The 25,246-nt window shown below is 71.8% G+C and carries 19 protein-coding genes; 6 read left to right on the top strand and 13 right to left on the bottom strand.

Annotation, left to right across the window (positions count from 1 at the left end):
- Window positions 1-137: 137 nt before the first annotated feature.
- From HZU84_RS00220 to HZU84_RS00210, 3 genes are all read left to right on the top strand, one after another.
- Complete coding sequence (locus tag HZU84_RS00220; protein WP_149502945.1) at window positions 138-4,046, top strand: PAS domain-containing hybrid sensor histidine kinase/response regulator; 3,909 nt, start codon at window positions 138-140, stop codon at window positions 4,044-4,046.
- Window positions 4,047-4,099: 53 nt separating this feature from the next.
- Complete coding sequence (locus HZU84_RS00215) at window positions 4,100-6,238, top strand: putative bifunctional diguanylate cyclase/phosphodiesterase (protein WP_149502946.1); 2,139 nt, start codon at window positions 4,100-4,102, stop codon at window positions 6,236-6,238.
- Between the two features lie 178 nt (window positions 6,239-6,416).
- Window positions 6,417-7,607 carry a porin family protein gene (locus tag HZU84_RS00210; protein ID WP_149502947.1) on the top strand — a complete coding sequence of 397 codons (1,191 nt, stop codon included), beginning with the start codon at window positions 6,417-6,419 and terminating at the stop codon, window positions 7,605-7,607.
- 108 nt (window positions 7,608-7,715) lie between these two features.
- Here HZU84_RS00210 and HZU84_RS00205 read toward each other — a convergent pair whose 3' ends face one another.
- The 3 genes from HZU84_RS00205 to HZU84_RS00195 all read right to left on the bottom strand — a co-directional run bounded on the left by HZU84_RS00205 (window position 7,716) and on the right by HZU84_RS00195 (window position 12,513).
- Window positions 7,716-9,041, bottom strand: coding sequence for a UDP-glucose dehydrogenase family protein (locus HZU84_RS00205; RefSeq protein ID WP_149502948.1), 1,326 nt, complete (start codon window positions 9,039-9,041; stop codon window positions 7,716-7,718).
- 238 nt (window positions 9,042-9,279) lie between these two features.
- Window positions 9,280-10,350, bottom strand: coding sequence for an alpha/beta fold hydrolase (locus HZU84_RS00200; protein ID WP_149502949.1), 1,071 nt, complete (start codon window positions 10,348-10,350; stop codon window positions 9,280-9,282).
- Window positions 10,351-10,419: 69 nt separating this feature from the next.
- Window positions 10,420-12,513, bottom strand: a complete 2,094-nt coding sequence (locus HZU84_RS00195; RefSeq protein WP_149502950.1) for a 3-hydroxybutyrate oligomer hydrolase family protein — start codon at window positions 12,511-12,513, stop codon at window positions 10,420-10,422.
- A 58-nt stretch (window positions 12,514-12,571) separates the two neighbouring features.
- Between HZU84_RS00195 and HZU84_RS00190 the strand changes: the two genes are divergently transcribed.
- Window positions 12,572-13,426: a helix-turn-helix transcriptional regulator gene (locus HZU84_RS00190; protein WP_149502951.1), complete on the top strand. Its 855-nt coding sequence runs from the start codon at window positions 12,572-12,574 to the stop codon at window positions 13,424-13,426.
- On the opposite strand, the gene HZU84_RS00185 is transcribed toward HZU84_RS00190, so the two are convergent.
- Window positions 13,387-14,175, bottom strand: a complete 789-nt coding sequence (locus HZU84_RS00185; RefSeq protein WP_375139011.1) for a 2OG-Fe dioxygenase family protein — start codon at window positions 14,173-14,175, stop codon at window positions 13,387-13,389. The genes HZU84_RS00190 and HZU84_RS00185 overlap by 40 nt on opposite strands.
- 64 nt (window positions 14,176-14,239) lie before the next feature.
- Window positions 14,240-15,196, bottom strand: coding sequence for a DMT family transporter (locus HZU84_RS00180; RefSeq protein ID WP_149502953.1), 957 nt, complete (start codon window positions 15,194-15,196; stop codon window positions 14,240-14,242).
- Window positions 15,197-15,259: 63 nt separating this feature from the next.
- On the opposite strand from HZU84_RS00180, the gene HZU84_RS00175 reads away from it, so the two are divergent.
- Both HZU84_RS00175 and HZU84_RS00170 read left to right on the top strand, forming a co-directional pair.
- Window positions 15,260-15,847 (top strand): helix-turn-helix domain-containing protein, encoded by a 588-nt coding sequence (locus HZU84_RS00175; protein ID WP_149502954.1) that lies wholly within the window; start codon window positions 15,260-15,262, stop codon window positions 15,845-15,847.
- A 76-nt stretch (window positions 15,848-15,923) separates the two neighbouring features.
- Window positions 15,924-16,991 (top strand): aldo/keto reductase, encoded by a 1,068-nt coding sequence (locus HZU84_RS00170; protein ID WP_149502955.1) that lies wholly within the window; start codon window positions 15,924-15,926, stop codon window positions 16,989-16,991.
- A 153-nt stretch (window positions 16,992-17,144) separates the two neighbouring features.
- Here the strand turns inward: HZU84_RS00170 and HZU84_RS00165 are convergent, their stop codons facing one another.
- The 8 genes from HZU84_RS00165 to HZU84_RS00130 all read right to left on the bottom strand — a co-directional run bounded on the left by HZU84_RS00165 (window position 17,145) and on the right by HZU84_RS00130 (window position 25,202).
- On the bottom strand, window positions 17,145-17,543 hold the full coding sequence (locus tag HZU84_RS00165) for a glutaredoxin family protein (protein WP_149502956.1): 399 nt from the start codon (window positions 17,541-17,543) through the stop codon (window positions 17,145-17,147).
- Between the two features lie 23 nt (window positions 17,544-17,566).
- Entirely contained in the window at window positions 17,567-17,935 is a 369-nt protein-coding gene (locus tag HZU84_RS00160) for a RidA family protein (protein ID WP_149502957.1), read from the bottom strand.
- 43 nt (window positions 17,936-17,978) lie between these two features.
- Window positions 17,979-18,701: a glycerol-3-phosphate 1-O-acyltransferase PlsY gene (gene plsY, locus HZU84_RS00155; RefSeq protein WP_149502958.1), complete on the bottom strand. Its 723-nt coding sequence runs from the start codon at window positions 18,699-18,701 to the stop codon at window positions 17,979-17,981.
- A 61-nt stretch (window positions 18,702-18,762) separates the two neighbouring features.
- Window positions 18,763-19,266 (bottom strand): Cys-tRNA(Pro) deacylase, encoded by a 504-nt coding sequence (gene ybaK, locus HZU84_RS00150; protein ID WP_149502959.1) that lies wholly within the window; start codon window positions 19,264-19,266, stop codon window positions 18,763-18,765.
- Window positions 19,267-19,303: 37 nt separating this feature from the next.
- The gene (locus HZU84_RS00145) at window positions 19,304-19,930 is read right to left on the bottom strand and encodes an L-threonylcarbamoyladenylate synthase (protein WP_149502960.1); all 627 of its coding nucleotides are present in this window, start codon (window positions 19,928-19,930) and stop codon (window positions 19,304-19,306) included.
- 43 nt (window positions 19,931-19,973) lie between these two features.
- Window positions 19,974-20,855 carry a 3',5'-nucleoside bisphosphate phosphatase gene (locus HZU84_RS00140; RefSeq protein ID WP_149502961.1) on the bottom strand — a complete coding sequence of 294 codons (882 nt, stop codon included), beginning with the start codon at window positions 20,853-20,855 and terminating at the stop codon, window positions 19,974-19,976.
- Window positions 20,852-21,973 (bottom strand): PQQ-dependent sugar dehydrogenase, encoded by a 1,122-nt coding sequence (locus tag HZU84_RS00135; protein WP_375139010.1) that lies wholly within the window; start codon window positions 21,971-21,973, stop codon window positions 20,852-20,854. Before HZU84_RS00135 ends, HZU84_RS00140 begins: the two co-directional genes overlap by 4 nt.
- Before the next feature lie 37 nt (window positions 21,974-22,010).
- A complete protein-coding gene (locus tag HZU84_RS00130) occupies window positions 22,011-25,202 on the bottom strand; it encodes an EAL domain-containing protein (protein WP_180692719.1) in 3,192 nt (1,063 codons plus the stop codon).
- Window positions 25,203-25,246: the final 44 nt, after the last annotated feature.

Raw genomic sequence — 25,246 nt, 5'->3', positions numbered from 1 at the left:
GGGGTCTGGTGCCGCTTCTTCGCGGCTTGAGGCGGATGGGCAGCGCCTATGCTGCGCGCAGTCCGGATCCGGTGGTCGCGCATCCGTCCTGAGAAACCCGTCTCCGATCCCGGTCCTGCCCGCCGATCCTGTCTGCCATGTCGCCTGATTCCGTCCTGCACCACGAGCCCGAGGCGGGCAGCCCGGTCCTGCGGCTGGCCCGGCGGCTGCGCGCCTGCACGACTCTGGGCGAGGCGCTGGCGCAGGCCCTCGAGGGGCTGCGCCAGCACACCGGCGCGTCCGGCGGCAGCGTACTGAAAGTGGAGAACGGACAGCCGGGCTGCGTGCTGCTGCGGCCCTGGCCGCTGTCGTCATGGCCGGACGAGGACCGCATCGATCTCGACCAGCTGGCGCCCTGTGCGCCGGGCCAGGGCGCGCTCGGTCAGGCCCTGTCCACGCTGGCGCCGGCCCAGGGCCGGATCCGCCCCGATGCCCTCGTGCCGATGCCCTGGTGGCCGCCGGGCCTGAGCGCTCTGCTGGTGCTGCCGGTGGTCTGCGCCGACCGCGCGGTGGCGGTGCTGGAGCTGCACCAGCCGCGCCCGCTGGCCGCCGAGGCCCGCCTGGAACTCGAATGGCTCGGGCAGACGCTCGGGCTGCTGGCCGAGCGTGACCGCCAGCGCGAGCGGCTGGCGCAGGCGGGCCGGCGCGAGGCCCGGCTGCAGATGCTGGCCTCGCGCATCGGCCGGGGCGTGCTGATCACCGACGCCCAGGGCCGGGTCGAGTGGGTGCATCCCGGCTTCGCCCAGGTGAGCGGCCATGCGCCGGAGCGCCTGCAGGGCCGACGGCTCTGGGAGATCCTGCCCGGCACGGGGGGCGAGGACACGCGCGCCGCGCTGATGCTGCGCGACAGCCTGCTGCGCGGCGACGACTTCGTGCGCGAGATGGTGGCGCTGCGCGGCGTCGACGATGTGCTGCCCGGCGGCAGCTACTGGCTGGAGATCGACGGGCGCATCGTCATCGACACCGTCGAGTGCCAGCCGCGGCGGGTCTGCGTCTGCCGGGATGTGACCGACCGCAAGGAGCGCGAGTTCGGCATCGACGAGGGGCGTGCGCTGCTGGCGGTGCTGACCGAGCACATTCCGATCAGCCTGGTGGTGCTGGATGCGCAGCAGTTCCGTGTGGTGTCGCTGAACCAGCAGGCCGAGCTGGAGTTCTCGGTGGCGGGCGAGCAGGCCAGCGGCTGGGGGCTCGACGAGCTGCTGGGCGCACCGGTGGAGGAGCGTCTGCGCCCGCAGCTGGTGCGTGCGCTTGGCAGCACCGGCTCGGTCGAGCATGAATTTTCCTGTCCGGGCGGCGCAGACGGCGAGCGGTTGTTCAGCGCCCGCCATGTCGCGGTGCGCAACCGGCTGGGCCGTCCGACGGTGCTGATCTGCCAGCTGCGCGACATCACCCAGCAGCGCCGCGACGCGCAGCAGCTGCGCGAGTCCGAGGAGCGCTACCGCGAGCTGGTCGAGGCGATCGACGAGGGTGTCTTCGTCACCAGCAACCGCAGCGCGGAGCCGAGCTATGTCGGTGCGCGGGTGCTCGACATGCTGGGCCTGCCGGGCCAGCCGCCCTGGCCGGCCGACGGGCTGCTGTCGCTGCGGGTGCTCGAGCAGGACCGGCCGCTGCTGGCGCGCCAGCGCGAGCTCGAGCGCCAGGGCAGTGCCAGCGACGTGACGCTGCGCATCCACCACCCAGTGCACGGCCTGCGCTGGCTGCGTCAGCGCACCCGGGTGCGCCAGCTGCCCGGCGGCGAGATGCGTGTCTACGGCCTGCTCGACGATGTGACCGAGGAGCGCGAGCGCGAGCTGCAGCTGCAGACCGCGCGCGATGCCGCCGAGAGCGCCAGCCGGGCCAAGAGCCAGTTCATGGCGACGATGAGCCATGAGATCCGCACGCCGATGAACGGCATTCTCGGCATGACCGAGCTGCTGCTCGGCACCCGGCTCGACGACCGCCAGCGCCGCTTCGCGCAGGCGGTCTACCGCTCGGGCGAGTCGCTGCTGGAGATCATCAACGACGTGCTGGACTTCGCCAAGATCGAGGCCGGTCGGCTCGAGCTGGTCACCACCGAGTTCGGCCTGCATGCGCTGCTCGACGACACGCTGGAGCTGCTGGCGCCGCGTGCGCACGAAAAGGGACTGGAGCTGATCGCGCAGGCCGGTGATGAGCTGCCGCCGGTGGTGTGTGCCGATGCGCTGCGGCTGCGCCAGGTGCTGAGCAATCTGGTCTCGAACGCGATCAAGTTCACCGAGCGCGGCGAGGTGACGGTCGATCTGCGTCTGCTGTCGCCCCCCCAGCCCTCGCACGGCGATCCGGCTGACGGTGTGCGCCATGACCTCGTCTTCGAGGTGCGCGACACCGGCATCGGCATCGCGCCGGAGGCGGTGCCGCGGCTGTTCACCGCCTTCACCCAGGTGCATGAGGGCATGGCGCGGCGCTACGGCGGCACCGGCCTGGGCCTGGCGATCTCGCGTCAGCTCGTCGAGCTGATGGGCGGCACCATCGAGGTCGAGAGCCGGCCCGGTCTGGGCTCGGTCTTTCGTTTCACGGTGCCGGTCGGCCTGCCGGCAGCGGGCGCGCCCGGCCCGGCGCCCGAGGTCGGGCCGGCTGCCGCTTCGCCGCCGCAGGATCCCGCCCTGGGCGATCCGGCCGAGACGGCCCCGCTGCCGGGCCTGTCGGTGCTGGTGGTCGACGATCACGAGACCAACCGCACGGTGCTCGGCAACCTGCTCGGCGCCTGGGGACTGCGGGTGACGCTGGCCGGCGGCGGCGAACAGGCGCTGGCGCTGCTGCGCCAGCAGGCGCAGCGCCCGGGCGAGCTGCCCTTCGACCTGCTGCTGATCGACTGGCACATGCCCGACATGGACGGCATCGCGCTGGCGCAGCACCTGCGGCAGCAGGGCCTGGCCCGGCAGGCGCACAAGGTGCTGCTGTCGTCGGTGGCGGCGCCTGACGACGCACGCATCGCCCGCGATGCCGGCTTCGATCTGTTCCTGCACAAGCCGGTGCGCCGCACCGAGCTGCGCCAGCTGATCCTGGGCCTGGGCGCCGAGGCCCGGCCGGCCGGCGAGGTGGCGGCGCCGCAGTTCGGCGCGCAGGTGCTGGTGGTCGAGGACAACCCGGTCAATCAGGAGGTCATGGGCCAGATGCTGCAGCGCCTGGGCTGCGCGGTGCGGGTGGCCGGCTCGGCGATGGAGGGCCTGCGCCAGCTCTGCGAGCGCCGCTTCGACCTGGTGCTGATGGACATCCAGATGCCGGGCATGGACGGCATCGAGGCGCTGCGCTGCCTGCGCAGCGGCCCGGATGCGCGCTGGCGCTTCGTCACGCCGCGGCGCACGCCGGTCATCGCGGTGACCGCCAATGCGCTCGCAGGCGACGAGGACCGCTTCCTGTCGCTGGGCTTCGATGCCTATCTGGCCAAGCCCTATCGCCAGACCCAGCTGCTGGCGCTGCTGGCGCGCTTCCTGGGCGATCGGCTCGGGCCCGAGGGCATGGCCGAGGTCGAGGCGGCGGCGCACACCGCGCCGGGCGAGCTCGCGCCGGCACGGGTCGATGCCGAGCTCGAGCGCATCGAGCATTCGCTGCGGCTGGACCTGCCCGAGCCGGAGCCGGAACCGCCGGCCGAACTGCTGGATCCGCAGGCGATGAAGCGCCTGCAGGACCTCGACCCGGGCGGGCGCAACCAGCTGGTGCGCCGGGTGATGCAGGCCTTCGACGCCTCGATCAGCCGGCTGCTGCCGATGCTCGAGCCCGGGCCGCTCGGACATGATCCGGCCGCGGTGCGCCATGTCACCCATACCCTGCGCTCGTCGGCGGCCAGCCTCGGGGCGCTGCGGCTGGCGGCGCTGTGCGGCGAGTGCGAGCAGGCGCTGCGCCAGGGCCAGGATGCCCGGACCCTGGCGACGATGCTCCAGGGCCTGAGCGAGGAGATGATCCGCATCCAGACCGGGGTGCGGCAGCGGCTGGAGACGATGACGGCGGCGGCCCCGGTCAAGGCCGCGCAGACAGGACGATTGCAGTGAATCTTCGACACATGGACAGGGACAGGGGCAGGGATCTTGGCGATGAGCTGGACATGCCCGACCTCGGGCAGGGCGACCGCGCGCCGCGTGTCCTGCTGGTCGACGACGATCCGGTCAATCTGCTGCTGACCGCCGCCGCGCTGCGCGATCGCGGCTTTTCCGTGAGCGAGGCCGAGGGCGGACTGGCGGCGCTGCGCCAGCTCGCCGACTGGCTGCCCGACGTGATCGTGCTCGACGCGATGATGCCGGGCATCGACGGCTTCGAGACCTGCCGCGAGCTGCGCGAGCTGCCCGGCTTCGAGCTGATGCCGGTGCTGATGCTGACCGGGCTGGAGGACGAGGGTTCGATCGAGCAGGCCTTCGAGGCCGGCGCGACCGACTTCTTCGTCAAGTCCCACCAGTGGACGCTGCTGGCGGCACGGCTGCACTACCTGCTGCGCTCGGCCCGGGTGCAGATGGAGCTGCTGCGCAGCCAGGCGCGCCTGTCGCGGGCGCAGGATCTGGCCCGCATGGGCAGCTTCGAGTGGCGCGACGGCCAGGGCCTGGTGCTCGAGCCCGAGGCCCTGCGGGTGCTGGGGCGCAGCCATGCCGGCGCGCTGTCTCCGGTGGAGGTGCTTCATCTGGTGGTGCCGGCGCAGCGCCGGCCGATGCTGGTGCGCCTGCGCGAGGCGGTGCGCCAGGCCTGCATGATCGACTGCGATGTGGCGATCCGCGGCGAGCGGGTGCTGCATGTCGAGGCCGAGCCGCAGTTCGACGAGCAGGGCCGGCTGGCCGGCTACGGCGGCATCCTGCAGGATGTGACCGAGCGCCGCCAGGCCGAGGACAAGATCCGGGTGCTGGCCAACTTCGACTCGCTGACCCAGCTGCCCAACCGCCACCAGCTGATCTGGCGTGCCGGCAAGGCGCTGGAGAGCGCACAGCGGCTGGGCCACACCTTCGCGCTGCTGCTGATCGACCTGGACCGCTTCAAGACCATCAACGACACCCTCGGCCATGCGCGAGGCGACGACCTGCTGGTGGAGATCGGCCGGCGCCTGCGCAGCTGCGTGCATCACTGCGACCAGATTCTCGATCCCGGCATCGACAGCGCCACGCTGCGCTCGCACCGCGCGCTGGAGGCGGTCGGCCGGCTCGGCGGCGACGAGTTCGTCGCGCTGCTGCCCGAGGTGGCCGACGAGGCGCAGGCGGTCGCGGTGGCCGACGCGATGCTGCAGGCGCTGCGCGAGCCGGTGGTGCTGGCCGGGCGCGAGTACTTCGTCACCGCCAGCATCGGCGTGGGCCTGTATCCGCGCGACGGCGTCTCGGTGGTCGATCTGCTGCGCAATGCCGACATGGCGATGTACGCCGCCAAGGCCGACGGGCGCAATGCCCGCCATGTCTTCCATCCCGATCTGGTCGGGCGCGGCCGCGAGAAGCTCGAGATCGAGACCGCGCTGCACAAGGCGCTCGAGCGCGGCGAGCTGGTGCTGCACTACCAGCCGCAGGTCGACGTGATCGATGGCCGGGTGCGCGCGGTCGAGGCGCTGATGCGCTGGCGGCGGGACGGCGGCGGCCTGGTCCAGCCGGCTGACTTCATCCCGGTGGCCGAGGAGACCGGCCTGATCGTGCCGATGAGCGAGTGGGCGATCGGCGAGGCCGCGCGCCAGATCGCCGCCTGGCGCGACCATCACGGCATCGAGCTGGTGGTGGCGGTCAATCTGCCCAGCCGCGCCTTCGAGCGCTTCGATCTGGTCGAGCAGGTGCGCGAGGCCGCGCAGTCCGCCGGGCTGCCGGCGCGTGCGCTGCAGCTCGAGATCACCGAGACCGGGCTGATGCGCAATCTCGACCAGGTCATCCCGGTGCTGCACCGGCTGACCCAGGCCGGCATCGAGATCGCGATCGACGACTTCGGCACCGGCTACTCCTCGCTGGCCTATCTGACCCAGCTGCCGATCCGCGAGCTCAAGATCGACCGCTCCTTCGTGTGCCATCTCGGCGAGCGCGAGCAGAGCACCGCGGTGGTGACGGCGGTGGTGGCGCTGGCGCGCTCGCTGCGGCTGCGGGTGGTGGCCGAAGGGGTGGAGACCGACCTGCAGGAGCAGGTGCTGCGCGGGCTGGGCTGCGACACCCTGCAGGGCCGGCGCTTCGCGCATCCGATGCCGGCCGACGAGGTGGTTCGCTGGCTCAGGCGCCGAGCCGGGCGCGGCGTCTGAGCCACAGTGCCGGCGGCCTTGCCGGCGGTGCGGCGAGATTCCGCGGTAATCGTGCCGGTTCGGCGGGGCTTGGCCTGGAAACCTGGGGTTCCATGGCGACAGAATCCGTGCAGGCCCGGGGTGCATTAGGATCGCGGGCGCTTCGAGCCAACCGACCGAATCGACAGGGACCGCCCCCATGAACCGACACGCTGCCCGCCTTCTTCCGCTGACCGCCATGCTGCTGCTGGCCGCCCAGGCCGCGCAGGCCGAGACCAGCCCCTGGTACGTCGGCGCCTCCCAGGCCTTCACCCGCAACAGCAATGTCTTCTACGGCGTCGACGACAAGGCGCTGTCGGACACCATCTCCTCGACCGGCGTGCGCCTGGGCCTGGACCAGCCGATCAGCCGCCAGCGCCTGTCGGCCAGCCTGAGCGCCAACCACAACCGCTACAGCAGCCTCGACTACCTGAACAACACCGACTACGCGCTCGACGCCCGGCTCGATCTCGAGACGGTCGAGCGGGTGTCCGGCGTGGTGGTGCTGCGTGCCGCGCAGAGCCTGCCGACCGATTCCAACTACCTGACGACCGGCCAGCGCAACCTGCTGAGCACCCGCTCGCTCAATGCCACCGGCCGGGTCGGTCTGGTGACGATGTGGACCTTCGAGGCCGGCGCGGCCGCCAGCCAGACCCGCTACAGCGCGGCGGCCTACCGTGGCTCCAACGCCGACCAGACCTCGTTCAACGCCGGCTTCCGGGTGCGCCCGGCCAGCGGCCTGACGCTGGGCGCCAGCCTGCGTCATGGCAAGGTCGACTATGTCGATGTCGGCAGCGAGGTGGGCCGCAACGATCTGGACCTGCTGGCCTTCGTCAATCCGGGTGGCGCCAGCAGCTACGACGCCCGCCTGAGCCTGACCCGCGAGGCCTACACCTATGCCACCGGCCTCGAGCGCGACCGCAATGCCTGGACCGGCTCGCTGGGCTGGAACTGGAGGCCGACCGGCAAGTTCTCGACCCAGCTGCGCCTGAGCCGCGACACCAGCAACGCCAGCTTCGACTATGTCAGCAACCTGCTGCGCGCCAACACCGACCAGGCCCAGAACACCACCTCGCTGCGGCTGGGCGCCAACTGGCAGGCGACCGCGAAGATCGGCGTCGATGCCGGCCTGACCTACGCACGTCGCTCGCTCGAGCAGGGCCTGATCAGCGGCAGCGACCGCACCACCGGCCTGTCGCTGAATGTCAGCTACGCGCTGATGCGCAACATCGATCTGGGCTGCGGCCTGACCTGGGCGAACCGTTCGGTGTCCTACGCCACCACCAGTCAGCTGTCGACCCAGTACAAGGTCACCACCTACAGCTGCTCCGGCCAGATCTATCTGCGCTGAGGAGCGCACTGAGCGCGCCGAGCGCATGCCGGATGCATGAAGAAGGGGCGCCGCGGCGCCCCTTGTCGTTGCGGGCCGGCTTCGGCCCGTGATCCGGCGTCCGGCCGCTCAGCGCCGGCCGATCGACAGATACTCCAGCCCGAAGGAGCGGATCAGCTCCGGCTCGTACAGGTTGCGGCCGTCGAAGACGATCCTGTCGCGCAGGCTGGCGGCGATGCCGTCGAAGTCCGGCGTGCGGAATTCCTTCCACTCGGTGACGATCAGCAGCGCGTCGGCGCCTTCCAGCGCCTGCTTCTGGCCTTCGGCATAGCTCAGGCCCGCCCAGCCCTCCATCACCCGCTGCGCCTCGGTGGCCGCCACCGGGTCATAGGCCTGCACCTTGGCGCCGCGTGCCAGCAGCTCCTTGATGATCACCCGGCTCGGGGCTTCGCGCATGTCGTCGGTGTTGGGCTTGAACGCCAGGCCCCACATCGCGAAGGTCTTGCCCGACAGGTCCTCGCCGTACCGGGCGACGATCTTGTGCACGAGGACCATCTTCTGCTCCTCGTTGACCTCCTCGACCGCCGTCAGCATCTTGCTCGGCATGCCGTTCTCGGCCGCGATCATCGCCAGCGCCTTCACGTCCTTCGGGAAGCAGCTGCCGCCGTAGCCCACGCCCGGGTACAGGAACTGCGTGCCGATGCGCGGATCCGAGCCGATGCCCACCCGCACCATCTCGATGTCGGCGCCCACCTTCTCGGCCAGCCGGCTCATCTCGTTCATGAAGCTGATGCGCGTGGCCAGCATGCAGTTGGCCGCGTACTTGATGAACTCCGCCGAGCGGATGTCGGTGATGATCATCCGGTCGCGGTTGCGCACGAAGGGCTGGTACAGCGCCTTCATCAGCAGGATCGCGCGCTCGTCCTCTGCGCCCACCACGATGCGGTCCGGGCGCATGAAGTCCGCCACCGCCGCGCCTTCCTTCAGGAACTCGGGGTTCGAGCACACCGAGAACTCCATCTCCGACAGGCCGCGCTTGGCCAGTTCGTCGGCCACCGCCGCACGCACCTTGTCGCCCGTGCCCACCGGCACCGTGCTCTTGTCGACGATCACCTTGTGGTCGGTCATCAGCCGGCCGATGTTGCGCGCCGCCGCGGTGACGTACTGCAGGTCCGCCGAGCCGTCCTCGTCCGGCGGCGTGCCCACCGCGATGAACTGCAGCGTGCCGTGCGCCACCGACTTCTCGATGTCGGTGGTGAACTCCAGCCGGCCCGCCGCCACGTTGCGCCGCACCACCTCCAGCAGCCCCGGCTCGTGGATCGGGATGCCCCCGTCGTTCAGGATCCTGATCTTGGCCGGATCCACGTCCAGGCACATCACATGGTTGCCCATTTCCGACAGGCACGCGCCGGTCACGAGTCCCACATAGCCGGTGCCGATGACGGTGACTTTCATTGCTTGGATGTCCTCAAAAACGAAGCGCCCGACAGGAGCGCGAAAAGAAGTGCGAAATGGTGTTCAGGTTGCAGACTGGACGCCAGCATTGGAATCCAGATCCCAGCGGTCCGCCTTTTTAGCGGATGAGCCAGGCACGGATGCTGACGCCACCAGGGTTGACCCGCATTGTCAGGGTTGATCGTGCTTGGATTCTGTTAAGAATGCTCTGCAGAACTTGCGGCGCGATGTACATAAGTCATGAAATCGAGGGTGTCTGATGCCTGCCACACCCGAACCGGGCATCTCCTGCGGCTAGAGCGTGACCTGGGCCTCGCGGGGCCGCCCCCAGATGCCCCGCCATCCACCCCGCCAGCGCCTCGGGCTGGTCGTGGTGCAGCATGTGGCCGCAGTCGTCGAGCGTGGCGCGCGCGAGCTGCGGGACGGCGGCCAGGCGTGCCTCGAAGTCCTCGCGCGGGTAGCGGTCGCCCCACCACTTGCTCACGTCGGTCTGGCGGCCCTCGACCCACAGCACCGGCGCGGTGATCCGGGACCAGCAGGCCACGGCCTCCTCCTTGCGGTAGAGCACCGGGTTGAGCTGCTTGTGCGCGGGGTCGCCGAGGATCTCGAAGCGGCCGGCCTCGTTGCGCCGTGACCAGTGCGGCGCCAGCCAGTCGGCGAAGTCGGTGCGCAGGCGCGGGTTGTTCTTCCTCAGCCGCGCGGCCACCGCGTCCAGGCTGTCGTAGTCGCGCAGCGTGGCGGGTTCGCGCAGCTGGTCGAGCCACTGCGCGTAGCGGCCCGGCGCCTGCGCCGGGTGGCTCTGCGGCAGGCCGAAGCCCTCCAGATTGACCAGGCGGCGCACCCGCGCCGGGCGGATGCCGGCATACATCATCGCCACGTTGCCGCCCATGCTGTGGCCGACCAGATCGACCACCGGCTCGTGCGCCAGCCCCAGGCCGGGCGCGCGCAGCAGCGCGTCGAGGTCGGCCAGGTAGTCCGGGAACCAGAAGGTGTCGGTGCGCTGGCCGCCGGGCGCGCTGTCGCTGCGGCCGAAGCCGCGCCAGTCGGGCGCGATGATGAAGCGCGCCGCGCCGCCGCCGTCCCGGGCCTCGAGCGCGTCGAGCGCATCGACCAGGAACTGGAAGGAGGCGCCGACGTCCATCCAGCCGTGCACCAGCACCAGTGGCGGCCGCTCGGGCGTGGCCAGCGCGGGCTCGCCCCAGGTCATCACATGGCAGCGCAGCCCGCGCAGCGGCACGAACAGCGAACGCGCGCGCCGGCGCGGGACGTAGGGCAGGGCAGGTGCGGGGGTGGCGGTGGAGGTGTGCATCCGCGCCACTGTAGGGGCTGGCCGCCCTGGCCGGGTGTCCGGCCGGTGACGCTCGCCGCGGCCACCGGATCAGTCCGGCACGCTGACCGTGCCGGCGGCGAAGTCGATCTGGTCGGCGCTGGCCGGGCTGGCGCTGATGGCGGGCAGATTGGCCGCGGTGATCGCCGGCGCGGCGCCTGCGGTGCCGCCGCGCGGCGTGGTGCGCACCACCTGCGAGGGCGGCAGCGCCTTGCCCGAGCGCAGGTGGTCCCACATCCAGTTCAGCGCCTGCAGGTTGTAGTGGTGCAGCGGCACGAAGCGGGTGTCGTAGCCGGGCAGCAGGCCGATGAAGGCGTCGAAGTGCTGCGCGTGGGTCACCTCGATGTAGCTCAGCCGGCTGGCGCTGCCGTCGACCTGGCGGCTCAGGCCGAAGTAGGGCCGCGAGCTGTGGTTGACCGGCACCAGCGTGTCGGCGCGGCCGTGCAGCATCAGCGTCGGCTTGCCCTGCAGCCGGCCGCTGCGGCGCACCGCGTCGATGCCGGCGGCCAGCGTGGCGTCGCTCAGCTTGTCGCGCAGGCACCTGGCGCCATCGAAGTCCAGATCCTCGGTGTTGCTCGATGCGGACCGGGCCAGCAGGTAGTTGATCGCGCCGCCGGGCGCGTTGTCGGCGATCAGCGCGATCGAGCTGGTCGGCGGCACGCCGTTGCCGATGCTGAAGATGGTCGTCATCGGGCTGGTGGCGGCCGCAGTCGGCATGCCGGTGGTGGCCGCCACCGTCGCGAAGGAGTAGCCGCAGACCGCCGAGTCGACCCGCGCGCGGCTGTAGGCCTGCGCATAGGTCGCCGCGACGCCGGCGGTGGCGTTCGTCGCCCAGTGCGAGGCGTGCAGCAGGTCGGTCTCGGCCTCCCAGCCGGCGTCGCGCAGCTTCTGCCGGGCTTCCTCGGCCTGCTCGGCGGTGGTGGCGGCGCTCAGCAGGCCGGCACTTTTCAGGCTGGCGCAGCGGTTGGCCGCACGGGTGGCGTTGATGGTGTTGAACGGGCTGGCGGCGTTGGACGCGGCGATCGCGGCGCAGGGCTGGTAGAGGTTGGCGGTGGTGAAATAGTCGTAGAGCGGCCGGCCGGAGGCGCTGACCGCCATGCCGCCGCGGCGCACCGCGATGCCGGCATGGGCCGGCAGGCTGACCTGCGGCTCGGTGGCGACGATGCCGTCGATCAGGCCGCCACTGTCCTGCTCGGCCGCCGCCAGCACCGCGCCGCCGCCGTTGGAGACGCTGGCGGCGATCACCAGCGTGTTGTCCGGGCGCAGCCGCACCTTGCGCCGGTCCTTCGCATCCAGCCCGGCGTAGGTCTCGTTGAGCAGCCAGAAGGCGGTCTGGATCGAGCGCAGCGTCCACAGGCCCCAGTCCTTCTCCGAGTTGCGCTGCGAGTGCGCGTGCTTGAAGGCGTAGCGGTTCGGCCGGGCGGTGTTGACGGCCGCGCGCTCCGCGGCGCTCAGTCCGGCATTGAAGTGCGCGGCACTGCCGGCGGCCGAGGCCGCGGCGGTCGTGCCGTCGAGCCGGGTGACGGTGTCGGTGGACAGCTCGTGCGCGCCGCTGCCGGTGCCCTTGTCGGTGTAGGCGACCGCGCAGCCGCGCTTCAGGCCCCATTCGCCGGTGGTGCCGATCGCGCCGTAGATGCCGCGCGAGCCGCTCGAGGGCGCCGCGACGATGCACGGCGCATCCGGATTGAAGCTCGCCGGCACCTGCACCATCACGCCGACATTGTCGCGCCCGGAGCCGTCGTCCATCAGCGCGCGGTACTCGATGCCGGCGATCCGGCCCTCGCCGAGCGTGTCGTTGCCGGCCAGGTCGATGTTCGGGCCGTAGAGCCGGCCGTAGCCGCCGTTGGCCGTCATGTCGGCCAGCGCGCGGTAGTTGGTGTGAATGGCCAGGCGGCGCAGTTCGGCCGCGGTCGGGGCGGTCGGCGTCGCGAAGGTCGGCGCAGTGGCCGAGCCCAGGCCGGTCTTGCCCAGGCCGGCGCTCAGCAGGTCGTCGCTGCTGCCGTCGTAGGAGGCGGCGCTGACGCTGCCCAGCCAGCTCGGGCGGGTGTTGAGATCGTCCTCGTCGGACAGGCTGCCACAGCCGCTGGTGCCCAGCGCGGCCAGCGCGGTGGCGGCTGCCAGCGCGATCGGGGTTCGGGTTCGCATCGGGTGTCTCCTCCTCGGGTGTCGGCGATGATCGGGCGTCGCGATCCGTCGATCCATCATGCAGATGCATCATTCATCGCCCCCCACGAATCCGTCCGATCTGTCGCTGCTTCCGGTGCTGCCGCTGCTGGCGCTGTTCGACTGCGCCGGCGACGAGCCGCTGCCGCGCTTCGAGCGCCAGGCGCTGCGCCTGCTGGCCGAGGCGCTGGACTGCGACGGCGCGGTCTGGGGCTGGGGACGGCGCGAGGGCGGCGCGATGCGGATCCGGCATGCGGTGGTGCACCAGCGCCCGGACGGCCTGCTGAGCGACTATGCGGCGGTGGCCGCTTCCGATCCGCTGACGGCGGCCTTCATCGCCGCGCCGCGGCCGGTGCGCGGCGGTGCTGTCGACGGGCCGCTCGGCCTGTACCGGTCCGCCGGCCACGCCGACCTGCGCGACTATCTGGCGCAGTACGACATCGCCCAGCTGATGCTCGGCGGCCTGGAGGAGGGCGATGGCGACGATCTGGTCTGGCTGACGCTCTACCGCGCCGAGGCGAACCGGCCACTGGGTGGGCGAGAGCAGCTCGCGCTGGCGCAGGCGCTGCCTTTCTGGCGTCAGGCGCACCGGCTGGCGACGCGGCTGGCGCAGGCCGAGGCCGCCGGCCGGCCCGCGCCGCCATCCTGCCTGGCGCGGCTCGGCGCGCGCGAGGCCGAGGTGGCGCGCCGCTATGCCGCGGGCGAGTCCTACAAGGTCATCGCCCGGGCGATGGGCGTGGCGCCCGACACGGTGCGCAGCCAGCTGCAGCAGGTCTACCGCAAGCTCGGCGTGCACGACAAGATCGCGCTGCTGCGCGCGATCGATGCCGGCGCCGGGGGCGCCGATGCCGTGCCTCAGGCCGAGGGCGGGTCCTGGAAGCCGCCGGCGCGGTAGGTCAGTACCAGCGTGTCGCGCCAGCCGCGATCGCCGTCGGGCTGGATCGGCGTGCTCTCGTGAATGACCCGCGGATCGTCGAGCAGCAGCGCGCTCCAGGGCTCGTCGAGCGTGAAGCGCACGCCGTGCGGGCCCTCGGCCTCGAAGACGCGCGTCTCGCCGCCGCGCACGCCCTGGCGGTCGACCAGCACCACCGCGACGAAATTGACGCCGTCGCGGTGCGCGCCCTCCGGCGTCGGCCGGCCGACGCCGCCGGTGGTGTCGATGCGGAAGGGGTGGGCCTCGATGAACCAGCGGCCGTCGAAGGCCGGCTCGGTTGGCGTGTCGTGCGCGGCCGCGGCGAAGACCTCGCCCAGTCGCGCCACCAGCGCCAGGAAGGCGGGCGAGGCGGCCATCGCCGCGTCCAGCGGCGCGAAGTGGCGCAGCATGCCGCCGTGCAGCGCGTTGTAGGTGGTCGGCTGCCAGTGCGGGCGGTGCGGCACCGTCTCGAGCCGGCCGGTGCGGGTGTCCTGCACCAGGCTGCCGTGGCGGCGGCGGCGGTAGCGGCCGCCGTCCTTCAGATGCTCGTCGGCGGGCAGCTCGCGCCAGCTCGCGCCGAGCGCCTGCAGCGCCTCGCTCGGGGTGCCGGCGATCTCGGCCAGCGCGGCGGCCGACAGCCGCACGAAACCCTGCTCGCGCAGGCAGGAGGCGGCGCGCTGGCTGTCAGCGCGCTGCAGGGCGTCGGGATGGGGAAAGGTGACGGACATGATGGGGCGCGATTGTGGGTCGCGATTGTGCCGTGTCGTCCTGAGCTGTCCTTGATCCGGGTGAAGCTCAGGGCGAAGCCGCGACAGGCTTGTCCTGTGCCTTCGGAACCTCCGGTGCCTCCGGCGTCTTCGGCTCGCGCTGCCACTGCGCCAGCAGCATCGCCGCCAGCAGCAGGCCGGCGCCGCTCCAGCCACGCAGCCCGATGCTTTCGCCCAGCACCAGCCAGCCGCCGATGGCCGAGAACACGCCCTCGCTGCTGTAGATGATGGCGGCGTGCGAGGCCTTGGCGTCGCGCTGCGCGATCACCTGCAGCGTGTAGGCCACGCCGATCGACAGGATGCCGCCCCAGGCGATGGCGCCGCCGGCCTGCAGGATGCCGTCGAGGCTGACCGGCTCGCGCACCAGCGCCGCCACCCACGACAGCGCGCCCGCCACCAGGTACTGCAGCACCGACAGCCGCAGCGGATCATGCCGGCGCGCCAGATGCCCGACCAGCAGCACATGCACCGCCCACATCATCGCGCCGCCGAGCTGCAGCCAGTCGCCCGGTGCGATGCCCGCATCCGGCTTGACGCTGAGAAAGTACAGGCCGGCCGCCGACAGCAGCACCGCGCCCCAGACCTGCGCCGACACGCTGGCGCCGCCCAGGCGCATCAGCACCGGCACCACCACCACATACAGCCCGGTGATGAAGCCGGCATTGCTGACCGAGGTGCCCAGCAGCCCGACCTGCTGCAGATTGATCGCGATGAACAGCACCAGCCCGAGCAGCACGCCCGCGCCGATGCAGCCGCGGCTCTCGACCACCGGCATGGCCGCGAACGGCCCGCCGCGCCAGAACCACAGCGGCGCCACCAGCAGCGCGCCCAGCAGCATGCGCGAGGCGGTGTAGGTGAAGGGTCCGACCGAGTCCATGCCCATCTGCTGCGCGACGAAGGTCGAGCCCCAGATGGCGGCGGTCAGCAGCATCAGCAGATCGGTGCGCAGCGTGCTGCGCGAGGCGGAAGAGGGCAAGGCGGACATGGAGATGGACGATGCGGGCAAGAAATTGCGCAAAATATCGCGCATCACGAAAAGTCTGAGCGTATGAGCAAAATATTGCGCAGTCAACCGGAGACCGACGCCGAGGCCAGCGAGGTGCCGGTGCTGGCGCATGTCGGGGCCAATCTGCGCCGGCTGCGTGCGGCCGCCGGGCTGAGCCAGGCCGCGCTGGCTGCGGCCGCCGGCCTGAGCCGGCGCACCATCGTCGGGCTGGAGGCGGGCGAGGCCAACCTCAGCCTGGCCGGTCTGGACCGGCTGGCGCGTGCGCTGGGCACCGACTTCGTCACGCTGGTGGCCGCGCCAGGCGCCGCACGCCAGCGGGTCGACGCGCTGGCCTGGCGCGGCGGCCATGCCGAGAGCCGCGCGGTGCTGCTCGGCAGCGCGCCGGCACGCAGCAGCGTCGAGCTGTGGTCCTGGACGCTCGGCCCCGGCGAGATCTACCGCGCCGAGCCCGACCCGCCGGGCTGGCACGAGATGATCGTCGTCACCGCCGGCTGCCTGCTGCTGCGCTTCGACGACGAGACGCTGCGCCTGGAGGCCGGCGCGCACGCGATCTACGACAGCGCCCGTGCCTACGCCTACGAGAACCCGGGCGAGGTCTGCACCCGATTCGTGCGCAGCGTGGTGGGCTGAAGCGGCGAGAACCCGTGTGAAGCGGCGCGCGGCGGTGTCGCCTAAGATCGGCATTCTTCCTGCAGGAGTCCTCCCGATGCAATCCGTTTCCCTCGGCCGCAGCGATCTGCGCGTCTCGCCCGTCTGCCTGGGCACGATGACCTTCGGCGAGCAGGTCGACGAGGCCGGCGCCTTCCGCATCCTGGATCGTGCGCTCGAGCTGGGCATCGACTTCATCGACACCGCCGAGATGTACGCGGTGCCGCCGCGGCGCGAGACCTTCAACGCCACCGAGATCATCCTGGGCCGCTGGCTGGCGGCGCGGCCGGGCGTGCGCGAGAAGCTGACGATCGCCACCAAGGTGGCGGGCCCGTCGCGCGGCATGGACTGGATCCGGGCGGGCAGCGCCGACCTGACGGCCGACGACATCGTCGCGGCCTGCGAGGGCAGCCTGCGCCGCCTGGGCGTCGAGACGATCGATCTCTACCAGCTGCACTGGCCGACCCGGCCGGTGCCGATGTTCGGCGCGACCTACTTCGATCCGGTGCGTGCGGCGAAGGCGCAGGTCACCCCGATCGAGGCGCAGCTGCGCGCGCTCGACCGGCTGGTGCGCGAGGGCAAGGTGCGCGCGATCGGCCTGTCGAACGAGACGCCCTACGGCGTGTGCGAGTTCATCCGCCTGGCCGAGCAGCACGGTCTGGCGCGGGTGGCGACGGTGCAGAACGCCTACTGCCTGGTCAACCGCGTGCCCGACAACGGCCTGGACGAGGCGATGCACCAGCACCAGGTGTCGCTGCTGGCCTACTCGCCGCTGGGCTTCGGGCTGCTGACCGGCAAGTACGACGAGGTCGGCCTGCATGATCCGGCGCAGCAGCCGGGCCGGCTGGCGCTGTTCGACAGCATGAAGAAGCAGCGCTGGGCCCGGCCCGAAGCGCTGGAGGCCGCGCGTGCCTACAACACGCTGGCGCGCGAGCACGGCCTGACGCCGACCGAGCTGGCGCTGGCCTTCTGCTACCGCCGCTGGTCGGTGGCCAGCACCATCATCGGCGTGACCAGCGTGGCGCAGCTCGAGGAGAACGTCGCGGCGTGGAACGTGGCGCTCGCGCCCGAACTGCTCGAGCGCATCGACGCGCTGCGCCGCCGCTACTGGGATCCGGCAGTCTGACGCCGACGAGCGAGCCTGCCGCCACCGTCACCCCCGCGCAGGCGGGGGGGCCACGCAGGGCAGCGGCCGTGGTGACACGTAGGTTCCCGCCTTCGCGGGAATGACGGCATCACTGCTGCCCGTCACCCCCGCGCAGGCGGGGGCCCACGAGCGTCAGCGCGCTGCCGCCAGCGTCTCGGCCACCTGGCCTGGGTCGAAGCCCAGCCGCGCCTGGCCTCGCACCAGCACCGTCGGGGTGCCGGCGGCGCCGCGGGCGCGGTACTCGGCCAGACAGGCGCTGTCGCGCTCGATGAAGCATTCCTCGAAGGGAATGCGCTGCTCGGTCAGGTACTGGCGCGCGCGGGTGCAGAACAGGCAGCTGGTCGAGGAGATCAGCTTCAGGTCGCCGGGCTGGACGAGCTGGCGCAGCGTCTCGGCATGGCTGTCGCGGGCCTGCTGCTGGACCAGCCGGCCGACGCCCCAGGCGGCCACGCCGATCACCAGCGCGGCGATCAGGCCGCTCTGGCGGGCGCGGGTCCAGAGGCTCGGGCGGGGGGGCGACGTGTCGCTCATCGGACGGCGTGCGGGGGCGCGGCTCAGGCCACCGCAGCGGTGGCGACGATCTCGATGCGCCAGTCAGGCCGTGCCAGCTTCGCCTGCACGGTCGCGCGCGGCGGCGTGTGGCCGGCCGGCACCCAGGCGTCCCAGACCGCGTTCATGCCGTCGAAGTCGGCCAGGTCGGCCAGATAGATCTGCACCATCAGCAGCCGGCTCCTGTCGGAGCCGGCGCGCTCGAGCAGGCGGTCGATCATCGCCAGCACCTGCGCGGTCTGGCCGCGAATGTCCTGGCTGGCGTCGTCGGGCACCTGGCCGGCCAGCCAGATCGTGCCGTTGTGGATGGCCATTTCCGACAGGCGCGGGCCGACGTCGAAGCGCTGCAGCGGAGTGGGGGAGGCGGTCGTCATCTCTCGAGATCCAGGTCCGGTGAGGCGTGTCGGGGCGGCAGGCTCAGTGCGTCTTGCGCTTGGCCTGGCGGGCATTGCGGCGGCGCTCGGCGCGGTTGGCCGGTGCGGCGACCGGGGCCGCGTCTGCCGCTGCAGCGCCACCGGCCTCAGCCGGTTTCGCCTTCTGACCGATGCGGCTCTCGGTGCCGTTGATCAGCTTGGCGATGTTGCTGGCGTGGCGCCAGATCAGCAGCAGCGACATCACGAAGATCGCCAGCGTCGCCGACGAGCCGCCCCAGAAGATCGCGTGCAGCAGCGGCGCGACGCCGGAGGCGATCAGCGCGGCCAGCGAGGAGTACTTCGTCGTCTTCGCCACCAGGATCCAGATCGCCAGCACGCCCAGGCCGAGCAGCGGCTCGAAGCCGAGCAGCACGCCGGCGGCGGTCGCCACGCCCTTGCCGCCCTGGAAGCGGAAGAACACCGGCCACAGGTGGCCGAGAAAGGCGCCCAGGCCGACCAGCATCGCGCTGCCTTCGCCCAGGCCGACGCGCTCGCCGAACAGGCGCACCAGCAGCACCGGGATCAGGCCCTTGACCGCGTCGAGCAGCAGCGTCAGCACGGCGGCCTTCTTGCTGCCCGAGCGCAGCACGTTGGTCGCGCCGGGATTGCCCGAGCCGTAGCTGCGCGGGTCGTCCAGGCCCATCGCGCGGCTGACGATGACGGCGAACGAGAGGGAGCCGATGAGGTAGGCGGCGACGAAGGCCGCCGCGATCCAGAGCGTGGTCATGGTGTACGGGAACGGATGCGTATCGTTCGGAGGAACAGCCCGCCAGTGTAAGCGCGCGGCTTCAGCCGGCCGACGCCGGGTCGGCGGCCTGCACCGCCTGGGCGCCCAGCACCTCGGTCAGCACCGTCGGCGCCAGGCCGACCAGGAAGCCGCGGCGCCCGCCGTTGATCCAGATGCGCTCCAGCGCGAGGATGCTCGACTCCGCGTAGACCGGCATGGCTTTGCGCAGTCCGAAGGGCGAGGTGCCGCCGACCAGGTAGCCGCTGTGGCGCTGCGCGACCTCGGGCTTGCAGGGCTCGACCTTCTTCGCGCCGATCTGGCGCGCGAGGTTCTTGGTGCTGACCTGGCGGTCGCCGTGCATCAGGATGATCAGCGGCTTGGCGTCCTGGTCCTGCATCACCAGCGTCTTGACCACCGCGTGCTCGTCGACGCCGAGCTGGCGCGAGGACTCGGCGGTGCCGCCGTGGTCGACATAGTCGTAGGGGTGCTCGGTGAACTCGACGCGGTGGGCCCGCAGCCACTGGGTGGCGGGCGTCTCGCTGACGTGGGCGGTCTTCTTCGCCATCGTGCTGATCTTGAGGTTCTTGCGGTTCTTGCTGCGCTCAGGCCAGGCCGATGGCGGCCAGGTCGCCGCGGCCGGCGCGGATCACCACCGGCTCGCCACCGCTCAGGTCGATCACGGTGGTGGGCTCGGCCGGGCAGGGGCCGGCGGCGACGATGGCCTGGATCTGGCGCTCGAAGCGCTCGCGGATCTCGTCGGCGTCGTTGAGCGGCTCGCGCTCGCCCGGCGGAATCAGCGTGGTGCAGATCAGCGGCTGGCCGAGCAGGCCGAGCAGCTCCTGGGTCACGCCATGCTCGGGCACGCGCAGGCCGATGGTGCGCCGCGACGGATGCGAGACGCGCCGCGGCACCTCCTTGGTCGCCTCGAGAATGAAGGTGTAGGGCCCGGGCGTGGCGCTCTTGAGCAGCCGGTACTGGCGGTTGTCGACGCGCGCGTAGCTGGCCAGCTCGGACAGGTCGCGGCACAGCAGCGTCAGGTGGTGCTTGTCGTCGACGCCGCGCACCCGGCGCAGCGCGTCGGCCGCCGCCTTGTCGTCGAGGTGGCAGACCAGCGCGTAGCTGGAATCGGTCGGGATCGCCGCGATGCCGCCGGCCGACAGGATCGCTGCGGCCTGGCGCAGCAGCCGGGGCTGCGGGTTGTCGGGATGGACTTCGAAGAACTGGGCCATGGTGGCGGCATTGTCCGCCAGATGGGTCGGTGCCCGTGTCTTCTCAGGCCGCTTGAGGCGGCAGCGCGACACGCTCCTGCAGCAGCGACCAGACCGGGGTGAGCTTGCCCGGCAGCATCGGCAGCCGGCCCAGGTCGGTGCGGCTCTCGGCCGGCGAGTGGAAGTCGCTGCCGCGCGAGGCCGCCAGGCCGAACTCGATCGCCATGTCGGCGTACTTGACGTACTCGGCCGCGGTGTGGCTGCCGGTGACCACCTCGACACCCTGGCCGCCGTGCTCGCGGAACTCGGAGAACAGCGCGTATTCCTTGGTGGCGTCGAAGCGGTGGTAGCGGCCCGGGTGCGCGATGACCGCCACGCCGCCGGCCTCGCGGATCCAGCGCACCGCATCGCCCAGCGTGGCCCAGCGGTGCGGCACGAAGCCGGGCTTGCCGTCGGCCAGGTACTTGCGGAAGACCTCCGCGGTGTCGCCGCAGGCGCCGACCTCGACGATGTAGCGCGCGAAGTGGGTGCGCGAGATCAGGTCCGGGTTGCCGACATATTTCAGCGCGCCCTCGAAGGCGCCGTGAATGCCGACCCGGGCCAGCTCGGCGGCCATCTCGCGGGCGCGGCCCTCGCGCCCGCCGCGGGTCGACTCCAGGCCGCGGCGCAGTCCGGGGTCGTTCTCGTCGAAGCCCAGGCCGACGATGTGCACCGTCTCGCCGGCGAAGGTCACCGAGACTTCCACGCCACTCAGGAAGGCCATGCCTGCGGCGTGGGCGGCGGCGCGGGCGCGGGCGATGCCGCCGATCTCGTCATGGTCGGTCAGGGCCCACAGCTCCACCCCGTTGGCGCTGGCCCGGGCGGCCAGATCCTCGGGGCTGAGCGTGCCGTCGGACACGATCGAGTGGCAGTGCAGGTCGGCGTTGAGGAGGCAGGTGCTGTTCACCGGGCGATTGTAGGAGCCAGCCTCAGGATGCGTCCTTCAGGGGCATCGGTCAGCAGGTAGATCCAGCCGTCCGGACCCTGCCGGATGTCACGAATGCGTTCTTCCAGATCGGTCAGCAGCCGCTCCTCGCCGGTGATGCGCTCGCCGTCGAGCGTCAGCCGCACCAGCGCGCGGGCCTTGAGCGCGCCGACCAGCACGCTGCCCTTCCAGCCGGGATAGCGTTCGGAGGTGACGAAGGCCAGCCCCGAGGGCGCGATCGACGGCACCCAGCGTGTCTGCGGCTCGGCCAGGCCGGCCACCGATTTCTCGCCGATGCGAAAGCAGGTCACATATTCGCAGCCCCAGGTCGCGCGCGGCCAGCCGTGGTTGGCGCCGGCGCGGGTGAGGTTGAGCTCGTCGCCGCCCTGCGGGCCATGCTCGTGGGTCCAGAGCTGGCCGGTGAGCGGATGCAGCGCGGCGCCCTGCACATTGCGATGGCCCCAGCTCCAGATCTCGGGGCGCGCGCCCGCGCGGCCGACCAGCGGGTTGTCGGCAGGCACACGGCCATCGGCCTCGATGCGCACCACCTTGCCGTGGTGGTTGTCGAGCGTCTGCGCATCGTCGCGGCGCCAGAAGCGGTCGCCCAGCGTGACGAACAGCCGCCCGTCGCCGGCCCAGGCCAGCCGGCCGCCGAAATGCAGCCGGCTGTCGAGCGCGGGCTGCTGGCGGAAGATCACCTCGACCTCGACGAGGCGCTCGCCGTCGAGGCGGCCGCGCGCGACCGCGGTGGAATTGGCGCCCCGGCCGCCCGGCGCAGGCGCCGCATAGCTCCAGTAGAGCCGCCGGCTGCTGGCGAAGTCGGGCGAGGGCAGCACATCGAACAGGCCGCCCTGGCCGCCGGCCACCACCGCCGGCAGGCCGGCCAGCGGCGGGCCGAGGCGGCCGTCGGGCTGAACGATGCGCATCCGGCCCGGGCGCTCGGTCACCAGCATGCGGCCATCGGGCAGGAAGGCCAGCGACCAGGGATGCTCCAGGCCGGAGGCGATCGTCTCGACCTGCCAGCCGCCGGCCAGCGTCTGCACCGGACCGGCCTGCGCGGAGGGCGTCAGCGTCGTGGCCAGCAGGGTGGCCAGCGCCACGGCCTTCGGCAGGACGGGCCACGGGGCGGCCGCAGACTCAGATGTCGGGCCAGATCGTCTGGGCGAGGGCTTCATCGGCGTTCTCCGGCAGCGGGGACAGCCATTGTCGGGCGACCGCCGCCGGCGCGGGGCGACCGAACAGATAACCCTGCCCGGCCTCGCAGCCCAGCGCGATCAGCTGGCGGGCCTGCACCTCGGTCTCGATGCCCTCGGCCAGCACCGACAGGCCCAGGCCGCGGCCCATCGCGATCATCGCGCTGACCAGCTGCGCGCCCTGCGGGTCGGTCTCGCCGCCCAGGTCGGCGATGAAGCTGCGGTCGATCTTCAGCTTGCCGACCGGCAGCCGCCTGAGCCGTGCCAGCGAGGAGTAGCCGGTGCCGAAGTCGTCGATCGCCAGCCGCACGCCCATCTCGCGCATCTGCCGCAGCACCGGCTCGACCGCGTCGATGTGTTCCATCAGGCCGGATTCGGTGATCTCCAGCTCCAGCCGCGCCGCCGGCAGGCCGCTGTCGTCCAGCGCCTGGCTCAGCCGGGCCAGCGTCTGCCCGCGCCGCATCTCTGCGGCCGACAGGTTGACCGCGATGCGGCCGCAGTCCAGGCCCTCGTCCAGCCAGGCGAGCGCCTGCCGGCAGGCCTCGCGGGTGACCCAGGTGCCCAGCTCGACGATCAGGCCGCTGTCTTCCATCAGCGGGATGAACTCGGCCGGACCGATCGGCGGCAGGCCGGGCTGGTTCAGCCGCACCAGCGCCTCCAGTCCGATCAGATGGCGATCGGCCAGCCGGTAGAGCGGCTGGTACCAGAGCTCGAACTCGCCGCGCTCGAGCGCACGCCGCAGCCGGCCGTCGAGCTGCAGGCGGCTCTGCGCGGCCTGGGTCAGCGCCTCGGTGTAGTAGCGGTAGGTGCCGCGGCCGGCGTGCTTGGCCTGGTACATCGCCGCATCGGCATCGCGCAGCAGCTCCTCGACCTCATGGCCGTCTTCCGGGTACAGGCTGATGCCGATGCTGGCCTGGACCCAGACCTCGCTGCCGTCGATCTGGAAGGGCCTCTCCAGCAGCTGCAGCAGCTCGCGGGCGACCACCGCGGCGTCCTCCTGCTCGCGCAGCGCCTCCAGCACCAGGATGAATTCGTCGCCGCCCAGCCGCCCGAGCGTGTCCTCGCGCCGGGTGCGCTGCGCCAGGCGCTCGGCCACGTCGCGCAGCAGCCGGTCGCCGCAGCTGTGGCCGAGGCTGTCGTTGACGGTCTTGAAGTTGTCCAGGTCGATGAACATCACCCCGACGCGGTGATGCTGGCGCTGTGCGGCCGCCAGCGCCTGGCGCAGCCGTTCGAGCACCCGGCGCCGGTTGGGCAGCTGGGTCAGCGGGTCGACATGGGCGAGCTGGTGCAGGTCGTGCTCGGCCTGCTTCTTCGCGCTGATGTCGGTGAAGACGGTGACCAGATGGGTGGGCACCTGCTGCTCGTCATGCACCGTCGCCACCGAGGCCCACAGCGTCTGCAGGTGGCCGTCGCGGTGGCGGCTGCGGATCTCCCCGGACCAGGCGCCCTGGCTGACGACCTGCTCGAGCAGCGGACCGAAGCCGTCGACGCCACGCTCGGCGTCATCCGGCGTGCCGGGCTGCGTGCCGGGCTGCGGATCGAGCCGGCCGAGCGGCTGGCCGATCCAGTCCTCGCGCCGATGCCCGGTGATCGTCGAGAAGGCCCGGTTCACCGACACGATCCGCCCCGAGCGGTCGCAGACGATGACGCCGTCCTGCGTGCTCTCCAGCGCCGCGGCATGCAGGCGCATGCTTTCCTGGTCCTGCAGCCAGCGTTTCTGCTGGCGCATCTGCGTCAGCGCATGCGACAGATCCGAGCCGATCTCGTGGAACAGCGCGCGCTCTTCGGCATCCTCGCTCGAGAGCTGGTCGCGGATCAGCACCAGCACCGCGTGCATGCGGCCTTCGCAGGTGATCGGAATGGCCACCGCATGCAGCGCGCTGCCGCCGGCCGGCGTGTCCCAGCGCAGCTCGGCGCTGCGCCAGGTCAGGGTGACGACATGCTGAGGGTGCAGGTCCGGGTCGATCCGCGCCGCCTGCCGGCCGGCCGGCAGCTCGCGGTTGCCGGGGCCGACCGCCACCGGCACCAGCGTGCGGTTGTCGGGGCCGGACGCGGCGATCCAGGCGCCGCGGAAGCTGCCGTGGCTGAGCGCGACATTGCAGATGCGCTGCAGCAGCTCCGGCGGCTGGCGGGTCCAGACGATGGCCTGGTTGACCTGGCTGAGAAAGCTGTAGAGCCGACCCAGCGTGGCCACCCGCTGCTCGTTGCGCTTGCGCTCGGTCACATCCCAGCTGATCAGCGCTACCCGGTCCAGCTCGCCGGGCAGCGCATGGGTGCGGGCCTCGAACCAGCAGGCCCTGCCGTCGATCTCCAGGCTGTATTCGGTCCGGCAGACCTCGCCGGTCTCCAGCGCCCGGCGCACCGCCGCCTCGACCCGCGCGGCCGCGAGCGGCGGCAGCATCTCCTGGAATTGCTGCCCCAGCAGCTGCTCGCGTGTCGCGACCAGCCGGTCCCGGCTGCCGTAGATCTCGATGTAGCGCCCTTCGGCATCGAGCACGAAGGACAGGTCCGGCACCGCTTCGGCAAAGGCCTGCATGTGGCGTTCGCGCTGCTGCAGCGCCTCGAGCAGCGCCTGGCGCAGATGGCTCTGGCGGTGGTGCAGCAGCAGCAGGCCCACGCCCAGGCCGATCAGCGCGGCCATGCCCATGCCGAGACGCGCCTGGCGCTGCAGCCGCTCATGGCGGATCGTCTCGATGATCGCCTCCATCTCGCGCACTGCGCTGTCGATGCGGCCCTGCTGCAGATCGAGCGCGACCCGCGAGCGATCGTCCGGCGTGAGTGCCCGATGGCGCAGGGTGTCGCGAATGCCGTCGATCGAGTCGACAAAGCCCCTGGCGAGCCGGCGCAGCTGGTCGGCATGCGCCGGCGTGGTCTGGATCCGCTCCACCTGGGCCACCAGCTGCAGACCGCCGAGGCGGGCGTTCTCCAGCTCCGCGTCGACCCGGCTCAGATCCCCGTGCTCGCCCTCGTGGAGGTCGTGTTCCGCATGGGTGCTGGCCTGGCTCAGGTTCAGCCGCATCTGCGCCAGCGTGCTGCCGGGCAGCATCGCGTCGGTGAGCGTCTCGTTCCAGAGCTGGTGGCTCCAGCCGAGCAGGCCCAGGCAGAGCATGCCGAACAGCGCCAGGGCCGGCAGCATCAGCGAGGGCAGCGAAGTCGGCGAGGACCGTGGCACAGACCGGT

It is taken from the genome of Sphaerotilus sulfidivorans (genome assembly GCF_013426975.1).
GTDB classification, from domain to species: Bacteria; Pseudomonadota; Gammaproteobacteria; order Burkholderiales; family Burkholderiaceae_C; genus Sphaerotilus; species Sphaerotilus sulfidivorans.
The sequence above is the reverse complement of the archived record's forward strand: the minus strand, read 5'-3'. Positions and strand labels throughout refer to the sequence as shown.

What these genes read in the sequence shown, in the direction of transcription:
- HZU84_RS00165 (WP_149502956.1), bottom strand. Translation starts at nt 17,543, where the DNA reads ATGAGCGACACGTCGCCCCCCCGCCCGAGCCTCTGGACCCGCGCCCGC.
- HZU84_RS00210 (WP_149502947.1), top strand. Translation starts at nt 6,417, where the DNA reads ATGAACCGACACGCTGCCCGCCTTCTTCCGCTGACCGCCATGCTGCTG.
- HZU84_RS00175 (WP_149502954.1), top strand. Translation starts at nt 15,260, where the DNA reads ATGAGCAAAATATTGCGCAGTCAACCGGAGACCGACGCCGAGGCCAGC.
- HZU84_RS00195 (WP_149502950.1), bottom strand. Translation starts at nt 12,513, where the DNA reads ATGCGAACCCGAACCCCGATCGCGCTGGCAGCCGCCACCGCGCTGGCC.
- HZU84_RS00145 (WP_149502960.1), bottom strand. Translation starts at nt 19,930, where the DNA reads ATGGCCCAGTTCTTCGAAGTCCATCCCGACAACCCGCAGCCCCGGCTG.
- ybaK (WP_149502959.1), bottom strand. Translation starts at nt 19,266, where the DNA reads ATGGCGAAGAAGACCGCCCACGTCAGCGAGACGCCCGCCACCCAGTGG.
- HZU84_RS00205 (WP_149502948.1), bottom strand. Translation starts at nt 9,041, where the DNA reads ATGAAAGTCACCGTCATCGGCACCGGCTATGTGGGACTCGTGACCGGC.
- HZU84_RS00215 (WP_149502946.1), top strand. Translation starts at nt 4,100, where the DNA reads ATGCCCGACCTCGGGCAGGGCGACCGCGCGCCGCGTGTCCTGCTGGTC.
- HZU84_RS00190 (WP_149502951.1), top strand. Translation starts at nt 12,572, where the DNA reads ATGCAGATGCATCATTCATCGCCCCCCACGAATCCGTCCGATCTGTCG.
- HZU84_RS00160 (WP_149502957.1), bottom strand. Translation starts at nt 17,935, where the DNA reads ATGACGACCGCCTCCCCCACTCCGCTGCAGCGCTTCGACGTCGGCCCG.
- HZU84_RS00170 (WP_149502955.1), top strand. Translation starts at nt 15,924, where the DNA reads ATGCAATCCGTTTCCCTCGGCCGCAGCGATCTGCGCGTCTCGCCCGTC.
- HZU84_RS00220 (WP_149502945.1), top strand. Translation starts at nt 138, where the DNA reads ATGTCGCCTGATTCCGTCCTGCACCACGAGCCCGAGGCGGGCAGCCCG.
- plsY (WP_149502958.1), bottom strand. Translation starts at nt 18,701, where the DNA reads ATGACCACGCTCTGGATCGCGGCGGCCTTCGTCGCCGCCTACCTCATC.
- HZU84_RS00180 (WP_149502953.1), bottom strand. Translation starts at nt 15,196, where the DNA reads ATGTCCGCCTTGCCCTCTTCCGCCTCGCGCAGCACGCTGCGCACCGAT.
- HZU84_RS00200 (WP_149502949.1), bottom strand. Translation starts at nt 10,350, where the DNA reads ATGCACACCTCCACCGCCACCCCCGCACCTGCCCTGCCCTACGTCCCG.
- HZU84_RS00130 (WP_180692719.1), bottom strand. Translation starts at nt 25,202, where the DNA reads ATGCTGCCGGCCCTGGCGCTGTTCGGCATGCTCTGCCTGGGCCTGCTC.